Raw genomic sequence first — 23043 nt, forward strand, 5'->3', positions numbered from 1 at the left:
GGTGCCGGACCCGGCACCGGCCTCCGCCCGCATCCGCACCCGACTCGACCTCACGGCATGAACCGGCATGAACAAGGACTCGGTGGGACCCAACATGTCCAATGACGACGCACGGCTTCTCGACTACCTCAAGCGGGTCACGGCGGATCTGCACCAGACGCGGCGCAGGCTCCAGGAAGCCGAGGGCCAGAACCACGAGCCCATCGCCGTCGTGGCGATGAGCTGCCGCTACCCCGGGGGCGTCACCACCCCCGAGGAACTGTGGGAGCTCGTCGCCGAGGGCCGGGACGCCGTCTCCACCTTCCCCACCGACCGGGGCTGGGACCTGGACGCGCTGCGCGGCGAGGACGACGGCACAGCCTCGGGCGGCAGCTACGTCAACGAGGGCGGCTTCGTCCGGGACGTCGCGGACTTCGACGCCGGCTTCTTCGGGATCAGCCCCAACGAGGCCCTGACGATGGACCCGCAGCAGCGGCTGCTGCTCGAAGTGTCCTGGGAGGCCATCGAGCGGGCCGGGATCGACCCGGCGTCGCTGCGCGGCAAGCCCGTCGGCGTGTTCGCGGGCTCCGGCATCCAGGACTACGAGTACATCGTCGGCGCGGCGGGCGAGGTCGCCGAGGCCTATATGACGACGGGCAACGCCGCCGCCGTCATCTCCGGCCGGATCTCCTACACCCTGGGCCTGGAGGGCCCCGCCGTCACCGTCGACACCGCCTGCTCGTCCTCGCTCGTCTCGCTGCACCTCGCCGCCCAGGCGCTGCGGCAGCGCGAATGCTCGCTGGCCCTGGCCGGCGGCGTCATGGTGATGTCGACCCCGTCCCCGTTCATCGCCTTCAGCCGCCAGCGCGGACTGGCCCCCGACGGCCGCTGCAAGGCCTTCGCGGAGGCCGCCGACGGCACCGGCTGGTCCGAGGGCGCCGGCATGCTCGTCCTCGAACGGCTCTCCGACGCCCGCCGCAACGGCCACCCCGTCCTCGCCGTCGTCAAGGGCTCCGCCGTCAACCAGGACGGGGCCAGCAACGGACTGACCGCCCCCAACGGCCGCGCCCAGCAGCGCGTCATCCGCCAGGCCCTCGCCAACGCCGGGCTCTCCGCCACCCATGTCGACGTCGTCGAGGGCCACGGCACCGGCACCACGCTCGGCGACCCCATCGAGGCCCAGGCCCTGCTGGCCACCTACGGCCAGGGGCGCGAGGAGGACCGGCCGCTGTGGCTGGGCTCCATCAAGTCCAACATGGGGCACGCCCAGGCCGCCGCCGGTGTCGGTTCCGTCATCAAGATGGTCGAGGCGCTGCGCCACGGCGTGCTGCCCAGGACCCTGCACGTGGACGAGCCGTCGAGCCATGTCGACTGGTCGGCGGGCCGGGTCCGGCTGCTGACCGAGACCCGGGAGTGGGAGCGCGCCGAGGACCGGCCGAGGCGGGCCGGTGTCTCCGCGTTCGGGGTGAGCGGGACGAACGCCCACATCATCCTGGAGGAGGCCCCGGACCCGGCCGCCGGAACGGACGAGACCCCCGAGTCCCCGGAGGGCTCGGACACCGCAGAGCCCTCGGAGGCCCCCGCGGCCGCCCCGGCCGCCCTTCCCGCCGTGCTGCCCTGGCCGGTCTCCGCCCGCGACGCGCAGGCCCTGGCCGCCCAGGCCGGCCGCCTCCACGCCCACCTCGCCGGGGACGCGGCCGGGCAGACCCCCGGCGACCTCACGTACTCCCTGGCCACCACCCGCGCCGCCCTCGACCACCGGGCGGTCGTCCTGGCCGGCAGCCGTGACACGGCCCGGGAGGGCCTCGCCGCCCTGGCCGAGGGCGAGACCCACCCGGCGCTCTTCCGGGGCACCGCCACGAAGGGCACGACCGCGTTCCTGTTCACCGGACAGGGCGCGCAGCGGCTCGGCATGGGCCGTGAACTCCACGCCTCCTTCCCGGTGTTCGCGGAATCGTTCGACCAGGTCTGCGCGGAGATCGACGTCCACCTCGGTTCGTCGCTCCGGGACGTGATGTGGGGGGACGACGCGGACGCGCTGAACGCGACCGGGATCGCCCAGCCCGCGCTGTTCGCCTTCGAGGTCGCGTTGTACCGGCTCGTGGAGTCGTGGGGGATCACCCCGGACGTGGTGGTGGGTCACTCGATCGGTGAGCTGGCCGCCGCGCATGTCTCCGGGGTGCTGTCCCTGGGCGATGCGGCCCGGCTCGTGGTTGCCCGGGGCCGGTTGATGCAGGCGTTGCCCGCCGGGGGCGCGATGGTCGCCGTGCAGGCGGGCGAGGACGAGGTCTGGCCGCTGCTGACCGACGGGGTGTCGATCGCCGCCGTCAACGGCCCGCGTGCGGTCGTCGTCTCCGGCGTCGAGATCGAGGCCCTCGTCATCGGCGAGCACTTCGCCGCGCTGGGCCGCAAGACGACCCGGCTGGCGGTGTCGCACGCGTTCCACTCCTCGCTGATGGAGCCGATGCTCGACGCGTTCCGGGCCGTCGCACAGGAGTTGACGTACGCCGAGCCGGGCATCCCGGCGGTCTCGACCGTGACCGGCGGGCCGGGGCCGGACTGGCGCTCGCCGGAGTACTGGGTGGGCCAGGTCCGCGAAGCCGTGCGGTTCGCCGACGCCGTCCGGGCCGCCGAGGCGAGCGGGGTCCGCACCTTCGTGGAGATCGGCCCCGACGCCGTCCTCACCGCCCTCGGCGCGGCCTCCGTCACCGACGAGGCCACCGGACTGGTCCCGCTGCTCCGCAAGGACCTGCCCGAACCGGCGGCCCTGGTCACCGGGCTCGGCCGGCTGTACACCACCGGCACCTCCGTGGACTGGGAGGCGTTCTACGCCGGTACGGGCGTCCGCCGCGTCGCGCTGCCCACGTACGCCTTCCAGCGCGGCCGCTACTGGGTCGAGGGCACCGGCGCCCCCGGGGACGTCACCGCCGCCGGTCTCGCCGCCGCCGGGCATCCGCTGCTCGGCGCCGTCGTCTCCCTCGCGGACTCCGGCGGTGTCGTGCTCACCGGCAGGGTCTCCCTCTCGGCGCAGCCCTGGCTTGCGGACCATGTCGTCGGGGACTCCGTCGTCTTCCCCGGCACCGGCTTCGTGGAACTGGCCGTACGGGCCGGGGACCAGGTCGGCTGCGAGACGCTCGACGAACTGATGCTCCAGGCCCCGCTGGTGCTGCCCGCCCGGGGCGCGGTCGCGCTCCAGGTCGAGGTCGGCGCGGCGGACGCCTCCGGGCGGCGCCCGGTCAGCGTCCACTCCCGCCGCGACGACCAGCCCGACCAGCCGTGGACGCTCCACGCGGCCGGTGTCCTCGCCGCCACCACGGCGGACGCCGCCGCCTTCGACCTGGCCGCCTGGCCGCCCGCCGGGGCGACGCCGCTGGACACGGACGGGGTGTACGCGGGCCTGGCCGAGGCCGGTCTCGCCTACGGGCCCGCCTTCCGGGGACTGACGGCCGCCTGGCGGTCCGGGACGGCGATCTGCGCCGAGGTCGCGCTGCCCGAGCGGGCCCGCGCCCAGGCCGCCGCGTTCGGGCTGCACCCGGCGCTGCTGGACGCCTCCCTGCACGGCTCCGTCTTCACGGACCTGTTCGCGGAGGCCACCGGGCCGGTGCTGCCGTTCGTCTGGACGGGCGTCCGGCTGCACGCCTCCGGGGCCGCCCGGCTGCGGGTCCGGATCGTCCCCGACGGGGCCGGGGCCGTCGCCCTGTCCGTCGCCGACGAGACGGGCCGGCCCGTCCTCTCCGTCGACGCGCTCGTCCTGCGCGAGGTCTCCGCCGAGCAGCTGGCCGCCGCCCGCACCGTCGCCCATGAGTCACTGTTCGGCCTGGAATGGACCGAACTCCCCGCCGCCGCCCCGCAGTCAGCGCCCGTCGACTGGTCCGCGCTGAGCACCGACGGGCCCGTGCCCGGGGACGTCGTCCTGCGCCCCGCCACCACCGGCACCGGCCCGGACGCCGTGCGCGCGGCCACCACCGAGGTGCTGGCCGCGCTCCAGCACTGGCTGGCGGACGAGCGGTACGCGGGCTCCCGGCTGCTCGTCGCGACGAGCGGCGCGGTCGCCCGGACCGGCGCACCCCGCGAGGACGTCACCGACCTGGCCGGTGCCGCCGTCTGGGGCCTGGTGCGCTCCGCGCAGGCCGAGCATCCCGGACGGTTCCTCCTCGCGGACCTGGACGACCCGGCCGACGACGCGCGGGCCGCCGCCGCCCTCGCCACCGGGGAGTCCCAGACCCTGGTCCGGGGCACGGCCGTGTACGGCGCCCGCCTCGTCCGGCTCACCGACGACCCGGAGACCCGGACCGCGCCCGACTTCGGCGACGGAACGGTCCTGGTGACCGGGGCGACCGGCGCGCTCGGCACGCTGGTCGCCCGACAGCTCGTGGGCGCCCACGGCGTACGCGCGCTGCTGCTGCTCTCCCGGCGCGGCGAGGCCGCCCCCGGCGCCGCCGAGCTGGGCGACGAACTGCGGGCGCTCGGCGCCGAGGTGACCTTCGCCGCCTGCGACGCCGCGGACCGCGACGCGCTCGCCGCCGTCCTCGACGGCGTGCCCCTCACCGGTGTCGTCCACCTCGCGGGGGTCCTCGACGACACCCTGATCGCCTCGCTCACCCCGGAGAGCCTGGACACGGTCCTGCGGGCCAAGGCCGACGCCGCGCTCCACCTCCACGACCTGACCCGGGACCGGGCGCTGTCGTCGTTCGTCCTGTTCTCCTCCGCCACCGGGGTCCTCGGCGTCCCCGGCCAGGCCAACTACGGGGCGGCGAACGCCGTCCTGGACGCCCTCGCCACCCACCGCACCGCCCACGGCCTGCCCGCCCGCTCCCTGGCCTGGGGCCTGTGGGCGAGCGGCATGTCCGGCACCCTCACCGACGCCGACCTCCAGCGCATGAGCCGTACCGGCATCGGCGCCCTGACCTCCGCGTACGGTGTGGAGCTGCTCGACCGGGCGCTGACCGTGGACACCCCCGTCGTCCTGCCGATCCGGCTCGACGTGCGCACCCTCGCCGAGGCGGGCGAGGCGCTGCCGCCGCTCTTCCGGAAGCTGGTGCGGATACGGCCCCGGCGGGCCACCGCCACCGCGCCCGAGGCGGCGGGCGCGCTGCGCGGCCGGCTGGCCGCCCTCGCCCCCGAGGACCGCGAGGGCGCCCTGCTCGACCTGGTACGCACCCAGGTCGCGGCGGCGCTCGGCTACCCGGGCCCGGAGGCCGTCGACGAGACGCGCGCCTTCAGCGAACTGGGCTTCGACTCGCTGACGGCCGTCGAGTTCCGCAACGCCGTCAGCGCCGCCGCCGAGGTCCGGCTGCCCGCGACCCTGGCGTTCGACTACCCGAGCCCGCGCGCCCTGGCCCGGCACCTGCTCGCCGAACTCGACGGCTCCCTCGTCCGGTCGGCCCCCACCGGCCGCGCCGTCGCGGCCCCCGGCGCCGACGACGACCCGATCGTGATCGTCTCCATGGCCTGCCGCTACCCCGGCGGCGTCCGCAGCCCCGAGCAGCTGTGGCGGCTCGTCGCGGACGGCGTCGACGCGGTCTCGGACTTCCCCGGCAACCGTGGCTGGGACCTGGACCGGGTGTACGACCCGAGCGCGGAGCGCCCGCACACCACCTACGCCAACCAGGGCGGATTCCTGCACGAGGCGGGCGAGTTCGACCCGGCGTTCTTCGGGATCAGCCCCAACGAGGCCGCCGTCATGGACCCGCAGCAGTTCCTGCTGCTGGAGACGGCGTGGGAGGCGTTCGAGCGGGCCGGGATCGACCCGGAGACGCTGCGCGGCAGCATGACCGGCTGCTGGGCCGGGATGATGTACCACGACTACGCGGCCAACAACAGCACGGGCGCCATCGCCTCCGGCCGCGTCTCGTACGTGTTCGGCCTGGAGGGCCCGGCGGTCACCGTCGACACCGCGTGCTCGTCCTCGCTGGTCTCCCTGCACCTGGCCGCCCAGGCCCTGCGGTCCGGCGAATGCTCGCTGGCCCTGGCGGGCGGCGTCGCCGTCATGGCGACCCCCGAGGTGTTCGTGGAGTTCAGCCGTCAGCGGGGCCTCGCCCCCGACGGCCGCTGCAAGTCCTTCGGCTCCGGGGCCAACGGCACCGGCTGGGGCGAGGGCGCGGGCATGCTCCTCCTGGAGCGGCTGTCCGACGCCCGCCGCAACGGCCATCCCGTCCTCGCCGTCGTCAAGGGCTCGGCCCTCAACCAGGACGGTGCCAGTAACGGCCTCACCGCCCCCAACGGCCCGTCCCAGCAGCGCGTCATCCGCCAGGCCCTCGCCAACGCGGGCCTCACCGCCGCCGAGGTCGACGCCGTCGAGGCCCATGGCACGGGCACGGTCCTGGGCGACCCGATCGAGGCGCAGGCGCTGCTGGCCACGTACGGTCAGGGGCGCGAGGAGGACCGGCCGCTGTGGCTGGGCTCCATCAAGTCCAACATGGGCCACACCCAGGCGGCGGCCGGTGTCGCGGGCATCATCAAGATGGTCATGGCCATGCGCCACGGCATCCTGCCCCCGACCCTGCACGCGGAGGAGCGTTCGGACCAGATCGACTGGTCGGCCGGTGACGTCTCCCTGCTCACCGAGGCCCGGGAATGGGCGCCCACGGACCGCCCGCGCCGCGCCGGCATCTCCTCCTTCGGGATCAGCGGCACCAACGCCCATGTGATCGTCGAGGAGCCCCCGCCGCTTCCCGCGCCCGACCCGGAGAGCCGTACGGAACTCCCCGCCGCCCCCTGGATCCTCTCCGCCAAGAGCCCCCAGGCCCTGGCGGGCCAGGCCGAAGCCCTCCTCCCCCTGGCCGGTGCCGCCGACGCGCGCCCCGAGGACATCGGCCACTCCCTCGCCACGGCCAGGCCCTCCTTCGAGCACCGCGCGGTGGTGCTCGGCCCCGACCGCACCGCAGCCCTCACCGCCCTCGCGGCGGGCGAGGACCACCCGGGCCTGGTGCGCGGCACCGCCCGACCGGCCGGGAAGTCGGCGTTCCTGTTCACGGGGCAGGGTGCGCAGCGGCTGGGCATGGGCCGCGAACTGCACGCGTCCTTCCCGGTGTTCGCGAGTGCCTTCGATCTGGTCTGTGCGGAGATCGACACGCATCTCGGGTCGTCGCTCCGTGATGTGGTGTGGGGTGAGGACACGGACGCGCTGAACGCGACCGGGGTCACTCAGCCCGCGCTGTTCGCCTTTGAAGTGGCGTTGTACCGGCTGGTGGAGTCATGGGGGATCACCCCGGACGTCGTGGTGGGGCACTCGATCGGTGAGCTGGCCGCCGCGCATGTGTCGGGGGTGCTGTCGCTGGGCGACGCGGCCCGGCTCGTGGTCGCGCGCGGTCGGCTGATGCAGGCCCTCCCTGCTGGCGGTGCGATGGTCGCCGTACAGGCCACCGAGGACGAGGTGCTGCCCGTCCTGACCGAAGGTGTCTCGATCGCGGCGGTCAACGGGCCGCAGTCGGTGGTCGTCTCGGGTGCGGAGGCGGAGGCCCTGGCGGTGGGCGAACACTTCGCTGCCGCAGGCCGCAAGACGAACCGCCTCTCCGTCTCGCACGCCTTCCACTCCTCGCTGATGGAGCCGATGCTGGATGAGTTCCGGTCCGTGGCCGCCTCGTTGACGTATGCCGAGCCGCGTATTCCGGCGGTCTCGACCGTGACGGGTGAGCTGACGTCCGACTGGCAGTCGGCGGAGTACTGGGTCGGTCAGGTGCGGGAAGCCGTCCGTTTCGCGGACGCCGTACGTGCTGCCGAGCGCTTCGGGGCCCGTACGTTCGTCGAGATCGGCCCGGACGCCGTCCTCACCGCCCTCGGGGCCGGCTCGGCCGAGGACGCGAACAGTGCCTTCGTGCCGCTGGTGCGGCGGAACCGTGAGGAGCCGGAGTCGCTGGTGGCGGCGCTGGGCCGGTTGTACGCGGACGGGGTGCGGGTCGGCTGGGAGGCGTTCTGGGACGGGGCGGGGGCGCGGCGCGTGGAGCTGCCGACGTACGCGTTCCAGTGCACGCGGTACTGGATCGGCATGGACGAGTACCTCGCCAACTCCTGGATCGGGGGCGGCGGAAGCAGCATGGCGACGGCCGGACTGACCGATGCCGGGCACCCGCTGCTCGGTGCGGTCGTGCCGTCGCCGGACACGGACATGGTGACGTTCACCGGCCGGCTGTCGGCCGCGACGCACGGCTGGATCGCCGACCACGACGTCCTCGGCAGCGTGCTGCTTCCGGGCACCGGCTTCGTGGAGCTGGCCGTACGGGCCGGGGACCAGGTCGGCTGCGGGGTGCTGGAGGAACTGGCCCTCCAGGCGCCGCTGATCCTTCCCGGGCGCGGGGCCGTGATCGTGCAGATGGTCGTGGGCGCGGCCGACGCGAGCGCCCGCCGTTCGGTGAGCGTGTACTCGCGCGCCGAGGACCGGCCGGACCTGGCGTGGACCCTGCACGCCGACGGGGTGCTCGCCCCGGGAGCCGCCCCCGCCGCGTTCGACCTCTCGGCCTGGCCGCCCGCCGGGGCCGAGGAACTTCCCCTGGACGGGGCCTACGCGGGGCTGCGCGAGCGCGGTTTCGGCTACGGGCCGGTGTTCCGGGGCCTGAAGGCGGCCTGGCGCGCGGACGACGTGCTGTACGCGGAGGTCGCGCTGCCCGAGCAGGCGCACGCCGAGGCCGAGGCGTTCGGGCTGCACCCGGCACTGCTGGACGCGGCGATGCACGCGGCGCTCGTCAACGGGACGGGCGGCGACGAGACCGTCCTCCCGTTCGTCTGGCGGGACGTGACCCTGCACGCCACGGGTGCCTCCGCCGTCCGCGTCCGCATCACCCAGCCCACCCCGGAAAGCCTCTCCCTCCAGGTCGCGGACGTCACCGGGGCCCCCGTGGCCACGGTCGGCGCGGTCGTCGGCCGGCCCGTGTCCGGCGAACAGCTGGCCACGCACGGCAGCGACTCCCTGTTCCGCATCGGGTGGAACCCGCTGCCGGCGGCCCTCGACCAGACCCCGTCCGAGGCGGCCCTCTCCGACGTCTTCGACTGCGGGGCCTGTGCCCTGGACGTCGAGGACGTCCCGGGCGCCGTCCACGACCTGGTGGGCCAGGTCCTCGGCGCCGTACAGGAGTGGCTGTCCGAGGACCGTCCCGAGGGCGCGGTCCTGGCCGTCGTCACCCGGGACGCCGTGGCCGTCGCCGACGGCGACCCCGTCGATGTGCGCCACGCCCCGGTCTGGGGCCTGGTGCGCGCCGCGCAGGCCGAGAACCCGGGCAGGTTCGTCCTGATCGACACCGACGGTTCCGTGCCCTGGGAGCGGCTGGTGGCCCTGGGCGAACCGGAGCTGGCCGTGCGCGACGGCGAGGTCCGCGTCCCGAGGCTCGCCCTGGCGGCGGCGCCCGACGAGGACCCCGCACCGGTGTGGGACGCCGAAGGGACCGTCCTCATCACCGGCGGCACCAGCGGTCTCGGCGGGCGCGTCGCCCGGCACCTGGTCACCGAGCACGGCGTACGCGGACTGCTGCTGGCCGGCCGCCGGGGTGCCGACACCCCCGGGGTCACCGAACTCGTCACGGAACTCACCGCGCTCGGAGCCACGGTCGAGGTCGCCGCCTGCGACGCCGCCGACCGGGACGCCCTCGCCGCGCTCCTCGCCTCGGTCGGCCCGGACCGCCCGCTGACCGGGGTCGTGCACGTCGCCGGGGTCGTGGACAACGGGGTCGTCGGCGCGCTGACGCCCGAGCGGGTCGACGCGGTGCTGCGTCCGAAGGTGGACGCGGCCTGGTACCTCCATGAGCTGACCCGGGACCTGGACCTGTCGGCGTTCGTGATGTTCTCCTCGGCCGGCGGGCTCGTCCTGGCCGCCGGGCAGGGCAACTACGCCGCCGCCAACGTCTTCCTGGACGCCCTGGCCGCCCAGCGCCGGGCCGAAGGCCGCCCGGCCACGGCGATGGCCTTCGGGCTCTGGGGCGTCGACACCGGCATGACCAGCGTCGACATGCTCGGCCTGGCCGAGGAGCGGATGGCGGCCCAGGGGCTGCCCGCGCTCTCCGAGGCGGAGGGCCTGGCCCTCTTCGACGCGGCGCTCGCCTCCGGCCTCCCGGCCACCGTGCCGCTGCGTGTCGACACCGGCGTCCTGCGCAACCGCGCCGCCGAACTCCCCGCCCTCCTCCGGGGCCTGGTCCGCGTCCCCGTACGCAGGACCGCGCGGTCCACGGACGGCGGCGACGGGCTGCTGGCCCGGCTGGCGGGGCTCGACGCGCCTGCCCGTGCCGACGCGCTCCTCGACCTCGTCCGGACGCACGTCGCAGGGGTCCTCGGCCACGCCTCCGCCGACGCGATCGAACCGGAACGGGCCTTCAGCGAGCTGGGCTTCGACTCGCTCGCCGCCGTCGAACTGCGCAACCGGCTCGGCTCGGCGACCGGCCTCCGGCTGCCCGCCACGCTGATCTTCGACTATCCGACGGCCGACGCCGTCGCCGCGTACATCGGCACCGAGGTGACCGGCCCGGACCACGCGCTGCCCGCACCCGCCCGCGCCCTGCCCACGGGCGGCGGCGCGGACACCGACGACGACCCGGTGGTCATCGTCGGCATGGGCTGCCGCTACCCGGGAGGCGTCACCACCCCCGAGGAGCTGTGGACGCTCGTCGCCGAGGGCACCGACGCCATCGGCGACTTCCCCGACGACCGGGGCTGGGACGCCGAGGTGTACGACCCCGAGCCCGGCACCCCCGGCCGCACCTACGCCCGCGAGGGCGGATTCCTCTACGACGCGGCCGAGTTCGACCCGGTCTTCTTCGGGATCAGCCCCAACGAGGCGCTGATGATGGACCCGCAGCAGCGGCTCCTCCTCGAAGTGTCCTGGGAGGCCATCGAGCGCGCCGGAATCGACCCGACGACCCTCAAGGGCTCGTCGACCGGGGTGTTCGCCGGGGTGATGTACCACGACTACGCGCTCGGCGTGGAGGCCGCGGCCAGCAGCGGCGGCAGCCTCGTCTCCGGCCGCACCGCCTACACCCTGGGCCTGGAGGGCCCGGCCGTCACCGTCGACACCGCGTGCTCGTCCTCGCTCGTCGCCCTGCACATGGCGGCCCAGGCCCTGCGCTCCGGTGAGTGCGCGCTGGCCCTGGCCGGGGGCGTCGCCGTCATGGGCACCCCGGGCATGTTCATCGAGTTCAGCCGGCAGCGCGGGCTCGCCCCCGACGGCCGGTCCAAGTCCTTCGCCGCCTCCGCCGACGGGGTCGCCTGGGGCGAGGGCGCCGGTGTGCTGCTCCTGGAACGGCTCTCCGACGCCCGCCGCAACGGCCACCCGGTGGTCGGCGTCCTGCGCGGCTCGGCCCTCAACCAGGACGGTGCCAGCAACGGGATGACCGCCCCCAACGGCCCGTCCCAGCAGCGCGTCATCCGCCAGGCCCTCGCCAACGCGGGCCTCTCCGCCACCGAGGTCGACGCCGTCGAGGCCCACGGCACCGGCACCACCCTCGGCGACCCCATCGAGGCCCAGGCGCTGCTCGCCACCTACGGCCAGGGACGCGAGGAGGACCGGCCGCTGTGGCTGGGCTCCATCAAGTCCAACATGGGCCACACCCAGGCCTCTTCGGGCGTCGCCGGGGTCATCAAGATGGTCATGGCGATGCGCCACGGCGTCCTGCCCGGGACCCTGCACGTGGACGCCCCCTCCGACCAGGTGGACTGGGAGGCCGGACACGTCGCCCTGCTCACCGAGGCCCGGGAATGGGAGCGGGCCGACCGCCCGCGCCGCGCGGGCGTGTCCTCCTTCGGGATCAGCGGGACGAACGCCCATGTGATCGTCGAGGAGGCCCCCGCGACCGACACCGCACGGGGCGAGGGCACCGCGCTCCCCGTCGTGCCGTGGGTGCTCTCCGGCAAGAGCCCGCAGGCCCTCGCCGACCGGGCCGGGCAGCTGATCGACCGGCTCGCCGACGGCCCCGCGCCCGACGCCGCCGACCTGGGGCTCTCCCTCGTCTCCACCCGCACCGCGTTCCCGCACCGCGCCGTCGTCGTCGGCTCCGGCACCGAGGAACTGCTGCGCGGCCTCACCGCCCTGGCCCAGGGCCGCAACGCCCCCGCCGTGGCCGCCGGCCAGGCCCGCCGCAGCGGGAAGTCGGCATTCCTGTTCACGGGGCAGGGTGCGCAGCGGCTCGGCATGGGCCGCGAACTGTATGACGCCTTCCCGGTGTTCGCGGAGGCCTTCGACCAGGTCTGCGCGGAGGTCGATGTCCATCTCGGGTCTTCGCTCCGGGACGTGGTCTGGGGCGAGGACGCGGACGCGTTGAACGCGACCGCGCTCACCCAGCCCGCCCTCTTCGCCTTCGAAGTGGCGTTGTACCGGCTGGTGGAGGCCTGGGGCGTCACCCCGGACGTGGTCGCCGGACACTCCATCGGCGAACTGGCCGCCGCCCATGTCTCGGGGGTGCTGTCCCTGGCCGACGCGGCGCGGCTCGTGGTCGCGCGCGGGCGTCTGATGCAGGCGCTGCCCGCCGGAGGCGCGATGGTCGCCGTCCAGGCCACCGAGGACGAAGTCCTTCCGCTCCTCACCGGCGGTGTCTCCATCGCGGCGGTCAACGGGCCGCAGTCCGTGGTGGTTTCCGGTGTGGAGTCCGAGGCCGTGGCGGTGGGCGAGCACTTCGCCGCCGCCGGCCGCAAGACGAACCGCCTCTCCGTCTCGCACGCCTTCCACTCCTCGCTGATGGAGCCGATGCTCGACGAGTTCCGCGCGGTGGCCGCGTCGCTGACGTACGCCGAACCGCGCATCCCCGCCGTCTCGACCGTGACGGGCGAACCGGCCACCGACTGGCGGTCCCCGGAGTACTGGACCGGCCAGGTCCGCGAGGCCGTCCGCTTCACCGACGCCGTCGCCGCGCTGGCGGAACAGGGGGCGACCCGCTTCCTGGAGATCGGCCCGGACGGCATCCTGACCGGCCTCGCCCAGCAGATCCTGGACCGCGACGGCACGGACGGCGAGACGGTCGTCGTGCCGTCGGTGCGCCGGAACCGGCCGGAGGCCGAGGCGCTGGTCACGGCGCTGGGACGGCTGTACGCGGACGGGGCCCGGGTCGACTGGGCGGCCTTCTACGCCGGTACGGGCGCCCGCACGGTCGACCTGCCCACGTACCCGTTCCAGCGGACCCGGTACTGGGTCGACGCGGCGAAGCCCGCCACCGACGCCTTCGCCGTCGGGCAGGACGCCCTCGACCACCCCCTGCTCGCGGCCGTCGTCGCCTCGCCCGACTCGGAGTCCGTGACCTTCACCGCCCGGGTCTCCCTGGACACCCAGCCCTGGGTGGCCGACCACGCCGTGCACGGCAGCGTGCTGCTGCCCGGCACGGGCTTCGTCGAACTCGCCCTGCGGGCCGCCGACCACGTCGGCTGCGCCCTCGTGGAGGAACTGACGCTGTACGCGCCGCTGGTGCTGCCCGAGCGCGGCGGTGTGCTGCTCCAGGTCGTCGTCTCGGAGCCCGACGCCGAGGCCCGGCGCACGGTCCGGGTGTACTCCCGGCCCGAGAGCCACCCCGACGAGCCGTGGACCCGGCACGCCGACGGGCTCCTCGCGCCCGCCGCGGAGGAGACCGGCGACGGGCTCGCCGACTGGCCGCCCGCCGGGGCGGAGGAACTGGACGCCGACGGGCTCTACGACGGCCTCCAGGAACGCGGCTTCGGCTACGGCCCCGTCTTCCAGGGCCTCACCGCGGCCTGGCGGCACGGCGACACGCTGTACGCCGAGATCGCCCTGCCCGAGCAGGCCCACGAGGACGCGGCCCGCTTCGGCCTCCACCCCGCGCTGCTCGACGCCTCCATGCACGCGCTGGGATTCGGCGGGCTCGGCGCGGACGAGGACGAAGGGCGGGCGCTGCTCCCCTTCTCCTGGACCGGCGTCACCCTGCACGCCACGTCCGCGACCTCCGTACGGGTCCGGCTCGCCCCCGTCGAGGGGCAGCGCAACGCCGTCCGGCTCGACCTCGCCGACCCGGCGGGAGCACCCGTCGCCACGGTCGCGGCGCTCCAGCTGCGGCCGGTCGCCGCCGAACAGTTCGGCGGCGGCGGGTTCCGCGACGCGCTGCTCGCCGTCGAATGGCAGCCCGTCGGCGGCGGCAGCGGGCCGCGCGGCGACTGGGCGGTCGCCGGGCCCGGCCTGGTCGTGGCCGGGGTGCCGGCCGTCACCGGGCTCGACGCCCTCGGGGCCGAGGTGCCCGAAGCGGTGCTGCTGCCCGTCCTCGCGGACGGGGCCGGTGCCGGTACGGAGGACGAGGTGCCGGCCGGGACCCGGACCGCCGTGGACACGGCCCTAGCCGCCGTCCAGCGGTGGCTGGCCGCACCGGAGCACGCGCCGTCCCGGCTGGTGCTGGTGACCCGGTCCGCCGTCGCCGTCGGGGACGGCGACCCGGTCGACGTGCGCCAGGCCCCGGTCTGGGGTCTGCTGCGGGCCGCGCAGGCGGAGAACCCGGGCCGGTTCGTCCTGCTCGACCTGGAGGACGACGCCCCGTCGCCCCGTACGCTCGCCGCGGCGCTGGCCTCCGGCGAACCCGAACTGGCCGTGCGCGGCGGGAAGGTCCTCGCCCCCCGGCTCGCCCGGTCCTCGGCGGCCGGCGGCGACACCCCGTGGGACCCCGAGGGGACCGTCCTGATCACCGGCGGCACCGGAGGGCTCGGGGCGATCGTCGCCCGGCACCTGGTGACCGGGCACGGCGTACGGCATCTGCTGCTCGCCGGGCGGCGCGGACCGGCCGCCCCCGGCGCCTCCGGGCTCCGCGACGAACTGACCGCGCTCGGCGCCCGGGTGGAGATCGCCGCCTGCGACGTCTCCGACCGGGCCGCCCTGGCCGCGCTCATCGCCGCCGTCGACCCCGCGCACCCGCTGCGCGGCGTCGTCCACGCGGCGGGCGTCGCCCACAACGGACTCGTCGGGGCGCTCACCCCCGAGCAGATGGACCACGTGCTGAAGGCCAAGGCGGACGCGGCCTGGCATCTGCACCAGCTGACCGCCGACCTCGACCTGACCGTCTTCGCGCTGTTCTCCTCGGCGGGCGGCCAGGTCATGGCGGCCGGCCAGGGCAACTACGCGGCGGCCAACGTCTTCCTCGACGCGCTCGCCGCCCACCGCCGCTCCCGGGGCCTCCCCGCCACCGCGATGGCCTTCGGCCTCTGGGCCACCGAGACCGGGCTCAGCCAGTGGCTCGGCGAGGCCGACCTCCAGCGGATGCGGCGCACCGGAACGCCCGCGCTGACCGAGGAGGAGGGCCTGTGGCTCTTCGACGCCTCGGTCGCCGCCGACACCGCCGCGCTCGTCCCGCTCCGCGTCGACCTGGCCGCGCTGCGCGCCCGCACCGACGAGGTGCCCGCGCTGCTGCGGGGCCTGGCACCCGCCGGACGCCGCCGGGCCGGTGCGGCGGCCGCGCCCCGGGAGGCCGGGGGGCTTGCCCGGACCGTGCGCGGACTCGACGACGCGGCCCGTGACCGGGCGGTCCTCGACGCGGTCCTGCACCACGCCGCCGAGGTCCTCGGCCACGCGGACGCCACGGCGGTCGACGCCGAAGCGGGCTTCCTGGAAGCCGGGTTCGACTCGCTGACCGCCGTCGAACTCCGCAACCGGCTGGGCGCGGCCTCCGGTCTCTCCCTGCCCGCCATGGTCGTCTTCGACAGCCGCAACCCGCTCGACCTGGCCCGGCTGGTCTCGGCCCGCCTCGCCTCGGCGTCCTCCCCGGCCGAGACGGTCACCACCCAGGAACCGGCGGCGGCGACCCCGCTGGACGACACCCTCTACGGGCTGTTCCTGTCCGCGATCACCGCGGGCGACATCCAGCCCGGACTGGCGATGCTCCGCTCGGTAGCGGCGCTGCGGCCCTCCTTCGCCACGGCGGCCGACCTCGAAACCCTGCCCGAGCCGGTGTCCTACGGGGCGCGCACCAAGCCGGACGCGGAGGGTTCCGGGCCCCGGTTGATCTGCCTCAGCACCCCGACCGTCGCCGGCGGCGTCCACCAGCACGCCCGCCTCGCGGCCCGGCTGTCCGTCCCGGTCTCCGGTCTCCCGACCCCCGGATTCGCCCGGGGCGAGGCCCTGCCCGAGTCGTTCGACGCGGCCGTCGACGTCCTCGCCGAGGCCGTGCTGCGGACGGCGGACGGCGAACCGTTCGTCCTGCTCGGCTTCTCCTCCGGCGGGCTCCTCGCCCACGCCACCGTGTCCCGGCTGGAGCGGGTCCACGGGGTGCGCCCCGCCGGGCTCGTCCTCCTGGACACGTACTACATGGGCGCGGCCAACGACGCGATCTTCGACCAGATGGCCTCCGCCGTCGAGGACAAGGGGTCCACCCTCGGCGCGTTCAGCAGTGCCGAACTCTCCGCGATGGGCCGGTACGTCGAACTGCTCCCGCAGTTCACCCAGGCCGACATCGAGGCGCCCGTCCTCTTCGTCCGGGCCGGGGACCTCTTCGAGGCCGGCGAACAGGCCGGCGTCGGCCAGGGGGCGTGGCAGGCCGACTGGAAGGGCGCGGACACCGTCGCGACCGTCCCCGGCACGCATTTCACCATCGTCGAACAGCACGTCGACACGACGGCCCCCGTCGTCGACGGCTGGCTGAAGGACCTGAAGGAGCGGATCTCCTCGTGACCACGCGGAGCAACGCACTTGGACGAGCGCAGGAGGAAGACCGATGAGCCTGAGTACGCAGCACCCGGCGGCGGTGGGCGCCCCGGCCGAGCGGATCCATGAGTTCATGCTGGCCGCAGCCCGCACCGCACCCGAATCCCCGGCCGCCTGGGAGGCCGCCGAGGACGGCACGCACCGGGTGCTCAGCTACCGCGAGCTGGAGCGCAGGGCGCACGACTACGCGGTGACGCTGGACGCGCTCGGCCTGGACATCGGCGACCGCGTCGTCCTGGAGTCCGACAACTCGGCCGCCGCGGTGGCCGCGCTGCTGGCCTGCTCGATGCTCGGGCTCACTTTCGTCCCGGTGAGCCCGGACGTCCCCGACGCCCGGCTGCGGACCATCGTCGACACGGCGGAACCGGCCCTGCACCTCCAGACGGTGAAGGGCACCCGTACGGGCGTCCCGGACACCGTCGGCACGGCCCGCTTCGGCCCGGACGGCGTGACCGTGGAACGGGCACCCGCGCCCCGGACCCGGCACCGCCGCGAGCCGGTCACCACCGACGCCGCGTACATGATCTTCACCTCGGGGACCACGGGCCGCCCCAAGGGCGTCGTGATGAGCCACCGGGGCGTCCTGTCCTTCTACCGGGGCATGCTCCGGCACGGCATCGTCGGCCCGCAGGACCGCCTGGCGACGACCTCGCCCCTCCAGTTCGACTTCGCCCTGCTCGACATCGGCCTCGCCCTGGGCTCGGGCGCCCAGCTCATCCCCGTACCGCGCGAACTCATGCACTGGCCGCGCCGGTTCCTCCGCTTCCTCGCGGACACGGGCGCCACCCAGGTCGACGGCGTCCCGTCCATCTGGCGCCCCGTCCTGCGCCACGAGGCGGCGGGACTGGCCGCCCTGTCCGGGCAGATCCGCGGGGTGCTGTTCTCCGGTGAGGCGTTCCCGCTTCCCGAGCTGCGTCAACTGCAAACGCTGCTGGAGCGGGTCCGGGTCGTGAACTGCTTCGGCCCGACCGAGGCGATGGCCTTCTCCCTCACCGACGTCCCCAACCCGCTCCCCGACACCATCGACAAGCTGTCCATCGGCTTCGCCTACCCGGGCGCGGAGATGCTGCTGCTCGACGAGGAGGGCCACCCGGTCGACGAGCCGGGCGAGATCGGCGAGATCCACCTCCGCGGCCCCTCCCTCTTCACCGGCTACTGGGACGACCCCGAAGCCACCCGCGCCGTCCTCGTCCCCGACCCCCTCGACCCCCGCACCGGCCAGCTCGTCTACAAGTCCAGCGACCTGGCCTACCGGGGCGAGAGCGGCGAGCTGTACTTCGTCGGCCGCTCCGACCTCCAGGTCAAGATGCGCGGCAACCGCGTCGAACTCGGCGAGATCGAACGCCGCCTCCTCGAATTCCCCGACACCGAGGCCGCCGCCGTCGTCGTCCGCCCCCGCCCCGGCCAGGACCCCGAGCTCTACGCCTACGTCGTCCCCGGCCGCGCCTTCACCGCCGAACCCGTGGCCCTCAGCGCCTTCTGCCGGCAGACGCTCCCCGACTACATGATCCCCCGCAAGGTCGCCCTCGTCCCCTCCCTCCCCCTCACCCCCAACGGCAAGACGGACCGCCGCGCCCTGGCGGCACGGGCGGCGGAGGAGGGGTGAGCGGGGGGCCGTGGGCCCAGCCCCCTTCCCGTGGGCGAGTGCCTACACCGCCTGCTTGTGCGACAGCGCGATCCGGCGCCGTTCGGGGTCCACGAGAAGGATGACGACGGTGAGCCACTGGCCGACCCGGACGACGTCCTCGGGCTTCTCCACCGGTGTGTCGGCCAGTTCGCTGAGGTGGACGAGCCCTTCGAAGCCGTCCTCGCGGTCCTCGACGCGGACGAACGCACCGAACGGGACGAGTTTGGTGACGAGGCCGGTGACGACGCGGCCGACCTGGTGCACGAGGTTCTGCATCGGATCCGGCTGGAGGGCCTTGAGGGACAGGTGCACGCGCTCGTCGATCATGTCGACGCCGAGGATCTCCGCCGTGACGGTCTGGCCGACGGTGACGACGTCGGTGACGGCGGAGATGTGGCGCCAGGAGAGTTCGGGGACGTTGATCATCGCGCAGAAGCCGCCGATATCCACGAACGTGACACCGAACGGGGGTATCTCGGCCACCGTCCCGGTGACGATCTGCCCCGGGCGCAGGGTCTTGAGCAGGGCCCAGTGGCGATCGCTCAGGGTCGGCTCGGTACGCCAGCGGGCCCGCAGGACGCCGTCGCTGTCGGGCAGGACGGCGGTGAGGAGGGGCCGGCGTTCGTCCGCGTCCATGGACAGTACCGCCGCCGCACGGGCCCCTGCGATCTGCGCCCTGAGCTCCGCGAACCGGGTCTCATCGGCCACGGTGTTCGTGATCCGCCCCTCCGCGTCCTCGGAGACGAGCTCGATCAGCCCCTCCTCGGGAAGGCCCGCGAGCACACCGGCGACATCTTCCGACAGCCTCGGCCAGACAGCCAGCCGCGCGCGGGGAGTAAGCCCGGCCCGGATTTCGTCGAGCCCGTCCGCGCGGAGCCGGTGCCAGCGCGTGGCATTGCCGACGTACGCCTCCTCCAGCATCCCGGCCTGTCCGGTCGTCACGCACCAGCCCACCCGCGCCCAGAAGTCGTCGTCGGCGGGCCGCTGTTCCCCCGGCTCCGCGTCGTGGGCGGCGTCGTACGGGGAGGAGTCCATCCGTTCCGGGAACAGGCCGAGGGAGCGGGTGCGGGCCACCGCCTCCTCACAGGGCTCGCTGCTCCCGACGTACACGTACTGGTCCCACCCCACGTGAATCGCGAACCGCCCCTCCACTTCGAGCCGGCACCAGGCCCCGTTCTCCCGCAGCATCGCCCGGACCAGCTCCAGACCGACGCCGAGCGGGACGACCGCCCCGTCGTGAAAGCCCGCGAGACCGGCGGGGAGGAGCCCCTCCAGTCCGTGCCCCTCGACGGCGGGCTCCGCCCCGAACTCGGCCACCCCCGAGCCGATCTGCGGCTCCCGGATCTCCAGCCGGTCGACACCGCACTCCTCCGCGAACGCGGCCACCGCGCGCAGATAGGCCGCCTCGACGGGCCCGTGATCGCTCACCGCCTCGACGCTGCCGGTGTACGCGCCGGTCGTGTCTCGGTCGGCGGGGTCGTACTGGGTGATTCGGTGGACGTGGGGAAGCACGTCGCGATGGTGGCCCCGGGCCGGGGAACCTGTCCAGGGCGTGCGGAGCGCACCGGCGGGCACAGTCCGGCCGGTTCCGCTTCCCTTACACCACGTCGAACTCGTTCCCCTCCGGATCCCGCATCGCCGCCGCGAAGAAGCCCATCTCCGGCTCCTCCCGAAACTCGACGACGGTCGCACCGGCCTCGACGAGCCGGGCGGCCATGGCCCTGACACGCTCGGTGCGGACATCGAGGGGGACGTCGCGGCCGCCGCCGACCTTGAGGTCCAGGTGCGAGCGGTTCTTGACGGTCTTGGCCTCGGGGACATGCTGGAACCAGATGCGGGGCCCGTGGCCGGCCGGATCGACGATCGACTCCGGGAGGTCGCCGGCACCGGGCGGCAGCTCCTCCGCGGGGACACCCATGTCCTGCCAGTACGCGCGCCAGGTGGCGTGGCCGGCGGGCGGGGGCTCGGGGACGTAGTTCAGGGCCTCGGCCCAGAAGGCCACCATTCGCTGCGGATCGGCACAATCGATGGTCAGCTGCACGGTCATCTCCATCCGTGCAGCGTCCCAGAGGGGTGTGACAACCGACCCTTGCGGGACGCCGTGGCGCCCGCACCGACGGGGCGGACTCCGAGGCCCTGGGGCGCTTCTGCCCGGTCTCGGAGGCCTGTCCGACCCGTGCGGTGTTCACTCTCCCGCCCGGTGTACCGCCACCGTCACGGCTCCCTAGAGTGGGATTCCGGGCCGGAGCGAGGGAGGACGAAGGATGGACGCGGAGATCACCCTTTTAGCAGGCACCGCCGGGACGACGATTGCGGCGCTGCTGGCGACCGACACCTGGAACGGCGTGCGGAACGGCGTGATCACGCTGTGGCGACGTGTCCGGCCGGACCATGAGGAGCAGGTCGCCGCCCAACTCGACGCGTCGCGGCGGGACCTGTTGGGCGCGCAGCACGACGGGGACGAGGAGACCGGGCGGGAGGTCGCGGCGGAGTGGCAGGGCCGCATGCGCCGCCTGCTCGTCGCCCATCCCGAACTGGTGGCGGAACTGCGCTCCCTGCTGACCGAGCTGGATCCCGGCACATCCGTCCCCCCGGCCGTTACCCAACGTGCGACCGCCTCCGGCAGCTCCCGCGTGTACCAGGCCGGCCGCGACCTGAACATCGACCAGCGGTGACCGGGCGCAACGACGGTCGGGCCGCTGATCAGGCGCGGGTCTACCAGGCTTCCGGAGACCAGCACATCACCGAGCACCACCACCACAGCGTCGCCTGGACCGGCCCGGACTCGGTGAGGCACCCGCCCATCGGCCGGGCCCCCGCGATCCTCAGGGATCGCTCCGAACTCGTCGGGCGCCTCAGGGAGGCGGTGGCCGACGACGCCGGAGGCACCGTGTTCGTCCTGCACGGACTGGGCGGGTGCGGAAAGACGGCCGTGGCCTGCGCACTCTTTGCTTACGCCACCCGTGAACGCGGACGTCTGGGCCTGTGGGTCAACGCCTCCGACCAGGCATCCCTGCGGGCCGGGATGCTCGCTGTGGCCGCCGACCGAGGCGCCGGGGACGGCGAGCTGATGGCCGCGCGCAACGGTTTGCGCGCGGCCGCGGATCTGGTCTGGGACCGTCTCGACCGGTCCGACGTGCCGTGGCTGCTGGTGCTGGACAACGCCGATGACCCGGCGGTGCTGCGGGACGGCGGGTGGCTGCGCACCAGCCCGCGCGGAACCGTTCTCGTGACCACACGGCAGGCCGCCGGCCACTGGTGGCCCGCCGCCGAGCTTCTGTACGTGGATGTGCTGCCCCGCGAGGAGGCGGCGCAGGTCCTGCGCGACCTCGCCCCGGGAACGGGCTCGTCCGAGGACGCGGCCGCCATCGCCGACAGCCTCGGCCGCCTGCCGCTCGCCCTGACCCTGGCCGGTGGGTTCCTGGCGCATCAGGTGATCGTCCCCTGGACGATGGAGGAGTACGGGCGCCACTTGCGGGAACGTCCGGACCCCATCGAGTTGATCGACCAGGGAGCCGCTGGCACAGGCGACGACTCACGTCATCTGGTCAGCGGAACATGGCAGCTTTCGCTGAACTCCCTGGCCGGGCAGAACCTGCCCGAGGCCGTCACCCTGATGCGCCTGCTGGCCTGCTGGTCTCATGACCCGCTGCCCCTGTCACTGCTGGCCCACGACGGGGGCGACCTGCCACTGCCCGCCGGCCGGGTGGAGCCGGCGCTCCGAGGGCTGCTCGATCACTCGCTCACCGAACTCGTCCCCGGCGACATCCGCTGCCTGCGCACACACGGAGTACTGCTCGACAGCGTGGCACGCGCCACTCCGGCTGACGAACGCGACCGACTCACTGCCGCGGCGGCCGGACTTCTGCTGCACTCCCTGCCCGCAGCACCGGAACGCGGCCTGCGCGACAGTCTGCTCATCCCCCTTGCCCCACACGTCCTGGCGCAGCTCCGCCGCGTCACCAACTGGCCCGAGACGACCCAGAGCACCGTCGAGTCCGCGGTGAGCTGTGCACTGCGCCTGGTGACGGCCCAGCACCGATCCGGCGATTACGCCTCCGCGCTGGACGCGGCCCTGCAGGCGACGGCTCTCGCACGACGACGGCTGGTAGACGATCACCTGCTGGTGCTGCGCCTGCGTCAGCGGATCGGGAAGGCGACCGATCGTCTCGGGCGCCTTGAGGAGGCTGCGAATCTCCACCGAGCGCTGCTCGGAGACTTCGAACGGGTGTCGGGCCCCGAAGCACCCGACACCCTGACCACCTGCCTCCACCTGTCCCGTCCCCTGGTCTGGCTCGGCCACCTGACGGAGGCCCTGCAGCTGATGCACCGTACGGTGGACGGGCGAACCGCGCTGCTGGGGCCATGGCACCCGCTGACGCTGGAGGCGAGAACGTGTCTGCTCGAACTTCCCCCAGGACCGGATCTGGACCGGGAGGCGCTCACCGGACCGGACTTGGTCGCGGACTGCCGCCGCGAGCTGGGCCCCGACCACCCGATCACCCTGTCGGCCGACCTCAACTGCGCGGGAGCGCTGCTCAACACCGGAAGGCATGCCGAGGCACTGCGGTCGGCCCGCCGTGCGCTGGCGGCGCACGAGCACCGGTTCGGAGCCGGCTACCCCATTACGATGGCGGCACGAAGCCTGCTCAGCAGCGCTCTGCACGCGGTCGGCGAGAACCGGGAAGCCATCGAAGAGGCGGAGGTCGTCAGGGAGTGGCGCGAGCAGGTACTGGGCCCGGATCATCCGTGGACGAGGGCGATCCGGGACAAGCTCGGGCGGTACCGGCGCTCCCTGGCGGAGACCACGCAGGACGGCGCGACCTGACCCCCGGTG

6 protein-coding genes are annotated in these 23043 nt (G+C 74.4%); 4 read left to right on the forward strand and 2 right to left on the reverse strand.

Annotated features, from left to right (window positions below):
- Positions 1-94: 94 nt before the first annotated feature.
- Positions 95-16546 (forward strand): SDR family NAD(P)-dependent oxidoreductase, encoded by a 16452-nt coding sequence (locus tag ACFVDM_RS02045; protein ID WP_383631686.1) that lies wholly within the window; start codon positions 95-97, stop codon positions 16544-16546.
- A gap of 43 nt (positions 16547-16589) precedes the next feature.
- Positions 16590-18185, forward strand: a complete 1596-nt coding sequence (locus ACFVDM_RS02050) for an AMP-binding protein (RefSeq protein WP_383631689.1) — start codon at positions 16590-16592, stop codon at positions 18183-18185.
- Positions 18186-18227: 42 nt separating this feature from the next.
- On the opposite strand, the gene ACFVDM_RS02055 is transcribed toward ACFVDM_RS02050, so the two are convergent.
- Both ACFVDM_RS02055 and ACFVDM_RS02060 read right to left on the reverse strand, forming a co-directional pair.
- Positions 18228-19718, reverse strand: coding sequence for a S1 RNA-binding domain-containing protein (locus tag ACFVDM_RS02055; protein WP_383631692.1), 1491 nt, complete (start codon positions 19716-19718; stop codon positions 18228-18230).
- 85 nt (positions 19719-19803) lie between these two features.
- The gene (locus ACFVDM_RS02060; protein ID WP_383631694.1) at positions 19804-20259 is read right to left on the reverse strand and encodes a VOC family protein; all 456 of its coding nucleotides are present in this window, start codon (positions 20257-20259) and stop codon (positions 19804-19806) included.
- A 211-nt stretch (positions 20260-20470) separates the two neighbouring features.
- On the opposite strand from ACFVDM_RS02060, the gene ACFVDM_RS02065 reads away from it, so the two are divergent.
- A complete protein-coding gene (locus ACFVDM_RS02065) occupies positions 20471-20881 on the forward strand; it encodes a hypothetical protein (RefSeq protein ID WP_383631697.1) in 411 nt (136 codons plus the stop codon).
- The gene (locus ACFVDM_RS02070) at positions 20878-23034 is read left to right on the forward strand and encodes a tetratricopeptide repeat protein (protein ID WP_383631700.1); all 2157 of its coding nucleotides are present in this window, start codon (positions 20878-20880) and stop codon (positions 23032-23034) included. The genes ACFVDM_RS02065 and ACFVDM_RS02070 overlap by 4 nt, the downstream gene beginning before the upstream one ends.
- Positions 23035-23043: the final 9 nt, after the last annotated feature.

The organism is Streptomyces sp. NPDC057682 (assembly GCF_042799575.1).
In the GTDB taxonomy this organism is placed as follows: Bacteria; Actinomycetota; Actinomycetes; order Streptomycetales; family Streptomycetaceae; genus Streptomyces.

Excerpts from the sequence above, each read along its gene's own strand:
- ACFVDM_RS02045 (WP_383631686.1), top strand. The coding sequence starts at position 95 with ATGTCCAATGACGACGCACGGCTTCTCGACTACCTCAAGCGGGTCACG.
- ACFVDM_RS02050 (WP_383631689.1), top strand. The coding sequence starts at position 16,590 with ATGAGCCTGAGTACGCAGCACCCGGCGGCGGTGGGCGCCCCGGCCGAG.
- ACFVDM_RS02060 (WP_383631694.1), bottom strand. The coding sequence starts at position 20,259 with ATGGAGATGACCGTGCAGCTGACCATCGATTGTGCCGATCCGCAGCGA.
- ACFVDM_RS02065 (WP_383631697.1), top strand. The coding sequence starts at position 20,471 with ATGGACGCGGAGATCACCCTTTTAGCAGGCACCGCCGGGACGACGATT.